Raw genomic sequence first — 10,649 nt, 5'->3', positions numbered from 1 at the left:
TTTAATCAATCTGTTTCGTCACTTTGGGGGTTTGTGCGCCGAAATCATTTATTGTTTGATAGCTTACACTACCGCTTACATTAGTGGTTAAATAATCTGAAGAGAAAGGTGCAACAACCAAATTTGACGCAAGTTCTCTCTGATTAGATTTGATGTTAACCAATGTTAAATAATAAGGTGTAGGGTTACTAATCTCTAATTTATTACCATGACGTACAAAACGAATTTTTTCATGCTCCCGTTCATCATACTTTGCTATACTTTGTGGGCGATAGAACAATTTTATTCTGTTTTGAATTGCAATTTGCAAAGTGTTAGTTGTTTTACCCTCATCATTTAACGGCGGAATCACTTTGACATTAACCCAAAACATTGATTCGCGATCTTGTGGAAGGTTGTTTCCAGTATAAACAACACGTAATGTATTTTCTTTATTAGCTTCCAGAACATAGAGAGGTGGTGTCACAATAAAATCTTTATTTTTATGACCATTCTCATCATCAATCCATGATTGTACCAAGAACTTATTCTGAGAGTCTGTATTAATAACGGTTAATTCTGCCTGCTTCGCACTTGAAGAATATATTACCCGAGTTGCTCCCAATGTTACACCACCTGCATATACCTGCTGTGTAGCTGCTAAAATAAAGAGCATCCCCAAAAATAACTTTCTGATTCTTTTAAACATATTGAAATCACTAGTTTGATATTAATGCCATCCTTGGCGTTTAAATTCCCAATATCTTAAGAATACGTTACCATGAAATTAGTAACAGCATTAGCGTTCCCAGCAGAAACTTCATCCGAAGTAGAGATTAAAGACGCGCTATAATTAAGTTCATTACTTCCATCAATCAGTTTTACACCTGTTGAAACTTGGCCAGGAGCGATTTGTTTGTTCTGAGAATCAACAAGTTTCAGTGCAATATTTTTAGCAGCACCAGCGCCCTGTAATGCAAATACATCCTGCTCTGATTCTGATGGCGTGCCTACAAATGTAATTGCAGCTGTGCTTGCTACAGCAGGATCGCAGCTATTAAGTTTGATAGAGAAAGGAATACGGCTTGTCTCATCACCTTTCTTCGAAAAATCAGACAGTTTAAATTGACCTAATTGCACAGTTTGGTTGATGGAGTTTGCGTCCACGGCACATGCAGCATTAACAACTGAAGCTTCAAAGTGAATAGTGCCACCATTTACTGTTACCTGTTGAGGTTTTCCATCATTATTTTCACTTGGCGGATTCTCTTCCGCACCAGCGAATGTTGGTGTCGACACTGCAGCAAAAGATGCAGCAACCAAAGCAGAAATAATTAATTTCTTCATTTTAAGTCCCTATGTATATTGGTTATTATCTGTTCGTTCTGCGAGTTTTAATTAGTGTAATAAATTATCCATCAATAACTTTATTAAACAAAATATAATATGCATCAGTCTTTTCTGATGACATTAATTAAATCTGTTAGTTATCGAATAAATAAATATATTACCCTCATCAACGAAAGCCGGGGCATTATAAATAAAATTTTAAAAAAACAAAAAATCTGAAATGTCATAAATCAATAGGTAAAAACTATTGAATGCATTAAGGATGATCGCTTATAGCAATTCACGTGTTGGATTTTTGTCTTTTTTATTCAATTTTATCAATGGCTTAGTCTTGATTGGTCTTATTTTGCAATTCTTTTGCAAAAGAAACCAAAAAAGAAATAATTGCTTACACAAAGTAAAGAAGTGTAAGTTTCATGTTTTTTTTGCTACAGCAACTAATTTCGTATGTTTTTTCACTACAAGTTTTATGACCCAAGATAAGTTTTCTATAGTTAATAATAGAGTGAAATTTGATTTGCTGCGGGTTCAACAGTAACATCTAAGTCATTTGAAATTGCTTAATCTGAGGTTCTGATGAGCAGTAAGCACTCTGCTTAGGAGCTTAAAATAAAAGTAGCTTAGAAGTTTACTGAACTTGCCCTGAACTGCTCCCCGTTGATTAATACACCCCGATATTAGTAATGTCTTCATAACCCACATGAGGACATCCCTTGAAGAAGCGCTTTTCCGACGCCACCTTTTACACTTGGCGCAAGAAGTATGGCGGTATTGAGGTGCGCGAGGTTATACACCTGAAGTCGCTTGAGGAAGAGAACGCCAGAATCAAGAAGCTTCTGCCGAAGCCACGCTTTATAAGGAGGCACTTCAGTTGGCTCTGGGGCGAAAGTACTGAAGACAGACCAAAAGCGGGAAGCCGTTAAGTTTAAGTGTGATGTGACCGATCTGTCGCAACGTCGAGCCTGCAGGTTTAAAGGTTTCTCTCTGTCGACCTGCCGCTACGAGGCTCAGCGTCCATCTGCTGATGCGCATTTATCAGAGCGTATTAATGAGCTGGCGCTTGAACGCGGACGTTTTTGGTTATCGGTGCATCTGGCAGCTGCTGCGTCGGGAGGGCCTTCACGTCAATCACAAGCGGGTATACAAAATGACACTCAATCGCGGTGTCCTGGCTCCGTAGCTACTCATCATAGATGAAATAGGTTATCTGCCGTTCTGCCAGGAGGAAACCAAGCTGTTCTTCCTGGTCATAGCCAAACCTTACGAGAAGAGCGCGATGATCCTGACCTCCAAACTGCCGCTCGGGCATTGGGACCAGACGTTCGTGGGAGATGCTGCGCTAACATCTGCAATGTTGGACTGGATTTTACATCTTCACACGTATTTCAAATAAAAGGAGAGAGCTATCGACTGACGCAGAAACGAAAGGCCGGGGTTATCGCTGAAACAAATCCTGAGTAGCAAGGCAGATCCATATTAAACCGTTGATGGTGAAGGTAAGTGGATCACTTTTTACCCGTTGTTGACAATGATCCGGGAGAATGCCTGAAAGACGGCGATCTCTTTAGTACATGGTAAGAGGAGATCTTCCCCCAGCACCGCCAGCCCTTCCGCATTTAAGCCTTTCCCCTAATTTACCAGAACAAAGCGACGATAGCGTTCCGTCTCTAACCTATACAAAAACGGTCTGCAGCCAGAACGTATTATGCATTCCATATGTTGGCTTATCGCGGGTAGTAGCAGACAGCGCATCAGATATGATGCAAATTGAGCCCAGCTACTTCTCGGCCTCAGATCTTGTGCGACTGTCCCTTAGTATCGGCTCCGTACTGTAGAGCCCGGATTTACAGATTCTGCAGTACTTATTCCCCTGATATGTGGTATCACACAGCACACAATGCCATTCCTGAGGTGGTCTGACATTTTTGTCAACGGAATACGCCACCTGACGGAGCTTCTTTTCCCGGGCCCGTGCTTTTTCCTCAGGATCCACCCATGCGCATTTCATAAGTCGTTGGTGGGGAATGGAATGCCGTATGTGTTCAAACCAGGGGGCTTCTCCTGCTTCGCCTGTAAGCAGGTGTAATTCACAGCCGCAACTGGCGCATGTCCAGTACCCTGTATCATCACCGGCCTTAGCGGCTTCTTTAGCATTAACAAACTGATTACGGATGTTGTTCGCCAGATAACATTTCAGAATTCGCATGGTACATCTCCTCCCGTAGCAGGCTATCCAGTCGCTGCTGGCGGGGAAAAAGGTAAGGGGTTAGTTAGCAGTGACTTCGACACTGTGGTCACCGGTCCGACAATTCAGGCAATAGCGCTCACCGTGGTAGTGGCTGTCACACTCCGAACAGTGAAATTCAGCCTTGCGCACTATCGGGAGGACATCCGGGACGTAACGGCGCAGCATGCGTATCCGTCGCGATTCCTTAGGCTCAGGGCGTACATACGGACAATAGTGACGACTGTTCTCGGTCAGGTCTTCCCATGTGTGCTCAAACCATGGGCGATTAGTACCCCATTCAGGGTGGAATACCAGAGCGCTGCCGCAGAGGTGGCAGGTGTAGCGGTCGTCAGGGTGAAGCTGTGCAGTGACCGCGCCCGTGAGGCGCTGATTACCGTCAAGCGCGATAAAGGATTTGGCGTAAATCGTCATAGTATTGGTCCTTTGCCATGCGACGCGCAGGGCTAAGCCGTCCCGGGGAGGGCTGCACTGTGGGTCATACGGTCGTTGGAGTTAAATCAGGTGGGAGATGTGACTGCGTTCGACAGGCTATTGCCGGGAGTGCGCGATGCGTTGCTGCAGCCAGGCTTCCACTTCGCTTTCAAGCCAGCGGGAGCTCCTGCCCAGCTTAATGGGCTTCGGGAACTCACCGTCCTGTATGAGCTTATAGAACCATTTGTCGGTTAAGCCGGTAAGCTGGGTGATAAACGCCATCGTTACCAGTTGGTCTTTAAGAACGCTGTAATCTGTGGTCATCGTTTTTCTCCGTTAGTGGTAAGGGAGAAGAAGTCAGGGATGCGAATGGTGCAGACTTCTTCAAACGATGAGGAACTGGAGTAATTTTTTATTCGCTGATGGCACACCTGCGACGTCTGCCACCCACCGCAGGAGCGGGAATGTCACTCAACTGGCAAACCACTTTCTCGCCCTTCTGATCCTGCTTGCTCAGGTAGCTCAGAATGTACAGCATGCCCTTACGGCCTTTCATATCGCTATGCGACGTCACCCGCTCGCCCTGCACTTTGTAATATTTCTGAGGCGTACAGCGGTAAGCACAGCCTTCCTCTCTTGTTATCTCAACCCAGAGGGCCTGCAGGGTTTTAAAGGTCGGCCATATCTTCCGATGCTTCTGACCGTTGAGATAAAACGCAGCGTGGATGTGATAGCCATGCTGTTCGGTATATTCAAGTACCCAGGTAAACCCGACAAGCCCTGTCATCGTGTTACACCGCTGGAGTAACAGAATCATATCCGCCGTCGTGGAATGTTTATCAGCGTGGCACCAGGCATTGCTGTCTACCCGGTAGTAGAAATCAACCCGGAACATGAGCAATTTGGAATAGCGTGCAAATAATTCGGAGAGATGATGACGCTGGTAACGTTGTAGCGTGCGGTGCTGGACGTAGTTAAGATTGGTATCGGTGATGTTGTGGTAAGCCATATGTCGTTTCCCGGTGAATACTTGTCACGGGAATGGACGCAGACTTCAGATTTGACGGATACGCTGATCACGAGGCTAAGGATCAGTATCGTGGGATGTTTCGTTCAGGAAGATTATGGATATGTCGATCTGACGGAAGGCCATTGCTGGATAGCATCAGTTATCAGCATTGGGGTAATGTGATGACAGCCAGGGGGAAGCGATGATTATTAGAAATATCTCTTCTTTAGAAACAGTATTATTTACCTTAATGACAGCGTATGTCTGATTAACAACATAGCATCGAAACTACTCAATTTATCGTAAGGAAACACCGTTTATGCGTCATTTTTTGACAACTTACCGGGACTCAATCCTCGCACTTACAGGGATCATCATTGCCATTATCTCACTTGGGTTCGCTATCTGGCAGGGCAGAGAGGAAATCAGGCACAATCATATTTCTGTCGAACCGAGGATAAATGCCTATTTCTCCAACGATGGGCGAAAAAATCAGTGGGGAATTTATGCCATCAACAACGGTATGGGAACGGCCTTTGTTAACAGAATGGTCGTGATGGTCGATGGTAAACCCGTGGAGCCCGTTGACAACAATATCTTCCTCGGAGCAGTTCTGGCACTCGGCCTTCACGCTAAATGTTTTGTGATTGGTGGTCCGCGTCCGAATGATTCCTTCAAGGTTGGAGAAGAAATATTTCTGGTGGAAGCAAGAGGTTCAGAAAAAAACTGTGCTGAAGACCGACTACGACTGAAGTGGGCTTCACAAAATCCACACCAGCTGGACTTTGTGCTGGGTATGGAATCTATCTACGGCGATAAGTTTCGTTATACCTATTCGTTGAATCGCCAGGACAAACTGGATTAACGTCCGGGAACAGATTAGCGTGGTCTGCCGTTCACCGCCGGTGCAGGAACTGCGCTGACTCTGTAAATACGGCGTTCTGTCCGCTGCGATGGCTTATCCAAAAAGCTCAGGATGTATTGCATGCTCTCCCACAGGGACTGTATGGACTCCCAGAAGCACCAGACCTTCCTGTAACGCTGACCATTGAGATAAATGTGGTCAAGATAATCTTATGCTCCCAGGCGTAACCCACCAGCCCTATAGTGTCGTACATCGTTCCGTCAGCAAGGTGATATCGGAGACCAGTTGATTTACGTCATCTGATTAACATTGCCGCACATTCCAGTAAGCTGATGTTGGAAAAAACAGTATTAAAAGTGTATTTAATTGTTTTATAAGTGTTTTTTTCTACTATAAATTGCGTGATATCCGCATTGAATTACTTAGAAAGTGTCAAGAAAGACATATGTAAGTAAGCATAAAGTCGTTTTAAAAACGTGCTAAATCAGCAGTGTATTCATAATTTAAAACCATTAAAAATTGCAGATTAAATCGCTTTTTTTATTGTAAATTCCTTGTATGCTTGTCGTTGTTAATCATACATTTTTTATCAGAGGGAGCAGGATGAACAGGTATGTCGAAGTGAGGTCCATCAGAGAGGGCGTCTATATCCTTTGGCGTCTGGGTAATACTGAAAAAGCCCGCCAGTTTGCCTCAGGGGGCCAGAGAGACCTCATTCGATGCAATGGGGCTATCAACAGAATTATTGAGCAGGCATTAACGGAAAAGAATAATAACCCGAGTATCATTCGACGGGTTATAAGGTTACAGGAAAAATATGAACAGCAACGCATTAATGAAAATATAGCATCATGGGTTAATCATGATAAAAATGCATGTATTTATTTTTGGCTCTACCTGTTTACTCGATTTACCCATAGCAGTATATCTGTAGAAGATATTCGTCGAATTATCAGAAATGATAATGACCGGCATAATTACAGGCTGTACAGAGATGCGTTACCCCTTCAGATACCCGATACTGCTGAGCAGTGTTTTATGGCGGGATTATATATCCTCGATTTACTTCCTCTTCCACCGGAAGTAATCCGGAATGAAGTCGATAAAATCAGAAAAGGATACTACAGAGTAAAGGACAGCCTTCGTGATGATTTCGCCTGGATTGCAGATGCTGACCAGGGAAATGTCGAATGGGTCTGGGAACAGTTAAAGAAACACCGTGATTTTTTAAAAGATACAAATCTCACAGAGTTCAGTCAGCATTTATTGTCTCAGTTGATACCCTTTCTTTATTATTTATGGGATGAGCGGAGCGACACAAAGCAATTATTTCTTAATACGTTGCGCAAACGCTATGCTAACATGAAGCATCGTAAGAAGGTTGCTGATAAGGCACCGGTTAATATTCGTATATCTAAAAATGCAAAAGACACACTGGTAAAACTGGAGAAGCGCTTTAACCGAAACAGAGCGGATGTGATTGAATCGCTTATAGAAAGAGCCTGGGCTGAGATGAATCAGAAAAACTAAAAAAATCTCAGCTATATATCACCTTACTGAATTTCCTCCCCTTTATATTTAAAAGGCCATCCCCACCGGATGGCCTTTTTTCATTCAGAGGCCGATATGAAACATCCCTCGGGTTATACCCTTATCCGTCGCCATCTGCGGCGTTATCCACACGCGCTACGCCAGCATTTGCTGCAAGAGCTCAACCGACTCGTTACGTATGAACCGGTGATTGGCATCATGGGGAAAACTGGCGTCGGCAAATCCTCGCTGTGCAATGCACTGTTCCGGAGCGAAGTCTGTACTGTCAATGCCGTGGAAGCCTGTACCCGCCAGCCACAGCGCGTACGGCTACGTTTCGGTACTCACTTCCTTACGCTTGTTGATTTGCCCGGTGTGGGTGAAAGTGTTACCCGTGACGGTGAATACCGTGAGCTGTACCGGGACATCATGCCGCAACTCGATATGGTGCTGTGGGTGCTCAAGGCCGATGACCGGGCTTATGCAGTGGAAGAGCAGTTTTATCGGGACGTGTTCGCGCGGTTCAGCGAACCGCAGCCGCCGGTGCTATGGGTACTCAACCAGGTAGACAAAACTGAACCTGCCGAACAGTGGCGCTGGCCGTCCGCTCAGCCCTCGGAATTACAGGCGGAACGAATTGCGCAGAAGCAGCATGCGGTAGCCCGTCAGTTGGGGGTTGCTGAGCAGGACATTCTTCCCGTTTCGGTCCGGGGGCGTTACCGTCTGTCCCGACTGGTGGAGGCCATGATTACCCGACTCCCAAAGCAGGCCCGCAGTCCACTTGTGCCGCACCTGCAGAACGGGTATCACACCGAAGCCATCATCAGCACCGCCAGCAGCAGCTTTGGCGATGCCGTGGTGGAAGTGATTGATAAGATTATTGACCTAGCCCCGCTACCACATGTGGCTCGCAGTGCGCTGCAGGCTGTTACACACACTGTCGCCCGCGCAGCACGCTCCCTGTGGGGATTTTTCTTCGGCTAGTCACTTCGCTTTCGATGAGCGGCCTTGCCGTTTTCGATAAGTTTCTTTGTTTCATTACGATCGATATTGTCGATCGAGCCGATCGATATTCATCGTTGTACATGATTAATCCGGTAGCCACATAATCCACAGGGCATTATGTGATTTATTAATTTTAACCATCGAAATCAATGCGATGTATCGCAGGGGTTGTCACGCATTAAGGAAAGTATATGCCGTTAATTCTGTTATGGGGCGGTCTGGCCCTGTTGCTGGGTATTGTGGCTTCCGCTAACGGACGCTCGTTCTGGGGCTGGTTCATTCTCGGTCTGATAATCGACCCGATACTGGCGGGGCTGCTGTACTGGCTTATTGCAAAGGACCGCTCATGAAAACATTTCTGCGTCTGTTCGGTAAGTTCACCCGCTGGTACATCACCCTCATTATCTTTATGGCCTGCCTGCTGTTCATTATCACCACCCTGGGCAATATGGCTGGCTTCTGACAGGACACTCCAATGAAAAATAAACTGATTATTTCACTTTTACTGGCTTCAGTGCTGACGCCTTCTGTCTCGCATGCGTTTGGAAACCGTGATAGCTGGGTAAGTGGCTATGTGCAGGGAACGTCTGAATACACCATCCTCGGTAAAGGGCAGTCACAACTATACCTCGCCTGCGACAGTTCCGGCTCACAGCCAGCGACCATTATCTTCACTGACGTGAACGGGCATCAGGTCAGGATGGACAGCGGCCAGACACTTACCATGAGAATTGATAACGCTGAAGAAGTGAATATCAGCGAAAGCGAGTCTCATGTGGGATCAGACAATGTGATGTGGGCATGGAACAAATTACGCACCGGCAAACGTGTTTTGGTTTCAGGTAGCGGGGTAAAACCTGCCACTTTCACTTTAGCGGGGGCTGCTGCCGTTCTTTCTGCGTTCGGTGACAACGGCTGCGTGCCCGGATTTGCACTGTAGTTCTGCCTCACTCTTACAGGTTAAAGGAAATTTAATGAAGAAAATCATTATGGTCGCAGCACTCTGTCTGCTGTCATTTTCTTCGCTGGCTGCGTCTTCACCGGTCAGCGTCAGTGTTAGTCCCGGAAGCTACAGCCACTACTCATCGATTCGGATTACATCAAAAGTCGATTCGATTGTGATTAAACAACTCATTGTCAACCGGGGAAACTGCCAGGATGCAGAATTCGCCAGCCCGTGGAAACCGGTACGCCTGGGATTTGGCGGTACTGTATCCCATGAATTTACCGGTAAGGGGCTGATGGTTCCCTGTAATGTACTGGAAGTGGTGGTCCAGACAAGCGAAGGCGCATGGCAGTTTGATTTTGACAGCTGACACCACGCGCTTTTCCACCTTTCTTTCTATCTGAACGCCCTGCTCAAACGAGCAGGGCGTTTTCTTTTGCCTCTTTTAAAGGAATTACTCATGAGATTAGCCAGCCGCTTTGGCCGTATAAACCAGATACGCCGTGACCGCCCTCTGACCCATGAAGAGCTGATGAGTCATGTTCCCAGTGTATTCGGGAGTGACAAACATGAATCGCGTTCAGACCGTTACACCTACATTCCGACCATCACCATCCTCGAAAGCCTGCAGCGCGAGGGTTTTGAGCCGTTCTTTGCCTGCCAGACAAAGGTTCGGGACCAGAGCAAGCGGGAGCACACCAAACACATGCTTCGCCTGCGTCGCGCCGGGCAGCTAAATGGTCATCAGGTACCGGAAATCATTTTACTCAACAGCCATGACGGCTCATCAAGCTACCAGATGCTGCCGGGGCTGTTTCGTGGCGTCTGTACTAACGGTCTGGTCTGCGGTCAGTCATTCGGAGAGGTGCGGGTGCCACATAAAGGTAATGTCGTTGAGAAGGTAATAGAAGGGGCTTACGAAGTGCTCGGGGTATTTGACCGGGTGGATGAAAAACGCGATGCAATGCAGTCTCTGACGCTACCTGTACCCGTCCGTCACGCACTGGCGAATGCTGCACTGAAGTATCGATTTGGTGAGGACCACCAGCCGGTCACGGAATCGCAGTTGCTGACTCCGCGTCGTCGGGAGGACTACAGCGATGACCTGTGGACCGTTTACCAGCGCGTGCAGGAGAATCTGATGAAAGGTGGTCTGTCAGGGCGAACCGCTCAGGGGAAAAGCAGTCGCACCCGTGCCGTTACCGGTATTGATGGCGACGTGAAGCTCAACCGGGCGCTCTGGGTAATGGCAGAAGAACTGCAGCAGGCGCTGAGCTGATGCCACCGCTGCCTTATAACGCCCGCC

At 46.7% G+C, this 10,649-nt stretch carries 13 protein-coding genes and 2 pseudogenes; 9 read left to right on the top strand and 6 right to left on the bottom strand.

The annotated features are described in order from the left end of the window. Window position 1: 1 nt before the first annotated feature. Both EAE_RS02810 and EAE_RS02805 read right to left on the bottom strand, forming a co-directional pair. Complete coding sequence (locus EAE_RS02810; RefSeq protein WP_015703410.1) at window positions 2-688, bottom strand: fimbrial biogenesis chaperone; 687 nt, start codon at window positions 686-688, stop codon at window positions 2-4. 56 nt (window positions 689-744) lie between these two features. Further along, window positions 745-1,326, bottom strand: coding sequence for a fimbrial protein (locus EAE_RS02805; protein WP_015703409.1), 582 nt, complete (start codon window positions 1,324-1,326; stop codon window positions 745-747). A 719-nt stretch (window positions 1,327-2,045) separates the two neighbouring features. Between EAE_RS02805 and EAE_RS25085 the strand changes: the two are divergent. Together EAE_RS25085 and EAE_RS25400 are read left to right on the top strand one after the other, a co-directional pair. Next, window positions 2,046-2,479, top strand: a pseudogene (locus EAE_RS25085) (IS3 family transposase); the annotation flags it as partial. After that, window positions 2,471-2,790 (top strand): annotated as a pseudogene (locus EAE_RS25400) (ATP-binding protein); the annotation flags it as partial. The pseudogenes EAE_RS25085 and EAE_RS25400, both read left to right, overlap by 9 nt. Window positions 2,791-3,106: 316 nt before the next feature. Here EAE_RS25400 and EAE_RS02790 read toward each other — a convergent pair. The 4 genes from EAE_RS02790 to EAE_RS02775 all read right to left on the bottom strand — a co-directional run bounded on the left by EAE_RS02790 (window position 3,107) and on the right by EAE_RS02775 (window position 4,997). After that, complete coding sequence (locus EAE_RS02790; protein WP_015703406.1) at window positions 3,107-3,535, bottom strand: putative zinc ribbon protein; 429 nt, start codon at window positions 3,533-3,535, stop codon at window positions 3,107-3,109. 60 nt (window positions 3,536-3,595) lie between these two features. Then, window positions 3,596-3,988 (bottom strand): putative zinc ribbon protein, encoded by a 393-nt coding sequence (locus EAE_RS02785; protein ID WP_015703405.1) that lies wholly within the window; start codon window positions 3,986-3,988, stop codon window positions 3,596-3,598. Window positions 3,989-4,105: 117 nt separating this feature from the next. Then, the gene (locus tag EAE_RS02780) at window positions 4,106-4,312 is read right to left on the bottom strand and encodes a helix-turn-helix transcriptional regulator (RefSeq protein ID WP_015703404.1); all 207 of its coding nucleotides are present in this window, start codon (window positions 4,310-4,312) and stop codon (window positions 4,106-4,108) included. 88 nt (window positions 4,313-4,400) lie between these two features. Next, entirely contained in the window at window positions 4,401-4,997 is a 597-nt protein-coding gene (locus EAE_RS02775; RefSeq protein ID WP_015703403.1) for an inovirus-type Gp2 protein, read from the bottom strand. 319 nt (window positions 4,998-5,316) lie between these two features. On the opposite strand from EAE_RS02775, the gene EAE_RS02770 reads away from it, so the two are divergent. The 7 genes from EAE_RS02770 to EAE_RS02745 all read left to right on the top strand — a co-directional run bounded on the left by EAE_RS02770 (window position 5,317) and on the right by EAE_RS02745 (window position 10,622). Continuing rightward, entirely contained in the window at window positions 5,317-5,862 is a 546-nt protein-coding gene (locus EAE_RS02770) for a hypothetical protein (RefSeq protein WP_015703402.1), read from the top strand. Window positions 5,863-6,465: 603 nt separating this feature from the next. Continuing rightward, window positions 6,466-7,392, top strand: a complete 927-nt coding sequence (locus EAE_RS02765; RefSeq protein ID WP_015703401.1) for a hypothetical protein — start codon at window positions 6,466-6,468, stop codon at window positions 7,390-7,392. A gap of 96 nt (window positions 7,393-7,488) precedes the next feature. Beyond that, complete coding sequence (locus tag EAE_RS02760) at window positions 7,489-8,376, top strand: GTPase family protein (RefSeq protein WP_047079510.1); 888 nt, start codon at window positions 7,489-7,491, stop codon at window positions 8,374-8,376. A gap of 212 nt (window positions 8,377-8,588) precedes the next feature. Then, window positions 8,589-8,747: a hypothetical protein gene (locus EAE_RS25000; protein ID WP_015703399.1), complete on the top strand. Its 159-nt coding sequence runs from the start codon at window positions 8,589-8,591 to the stop codon at window positions 8,745-8,747. Window positions 8,748-8,872: 125 nt separating this feature from the next. Further along, on the top strand, window positions 8,873-9,337 hold the full coding sequence (locus EAE_RS02755) for a hypothetical protein (protein ID WP_015703397.1): 465 nt from the start codon (window positions 8,873-8,875) through the stop codon (window positions 9,335-9,337). A gap of 34 nt (window positions 9,338-9,371) precedes the next feature. Continuing rightward, the gene (locus EAE_RS02750) at window positions 9,372-9,713 is read left to right on the top strand and encodes a hypothetical protein (protein ID WP_015703396.1); all 342 of its coding nucleotides are present in this window, start codon (window positions 9,372-9,374) and stop codon (window positions 9,711-9,713) included. Window positions 9,714-9,803: 90 nt separating this feature from the next. Next, entirely contained in the window at window positions 9,804-10,622 is an 819-nt protein-coding gene (locus EAE_RS02745; protein ID WP_015703395.1) for a DUF932 domain-containing protein, read from the top strand. The last annotated feature ends 27 nt before the right edge of the window (window positions 10,623-10,649 follow it).

The sequence above is a fragment of the Klebsiella aerogenes KCTC 2190 genome, assembly GCF_000215745.1.
Taxonomy (GTDB): domain Bacteria; phylum Pseudomonadota; class Gammaproteobacteria; order Enterobacterales; family Enterobacteriaceae; genus Klebsiella; species Klebsiella aerogenes.
This window is presented reverse-complemented; position numbering and strand designations above follow the sequence as displayed.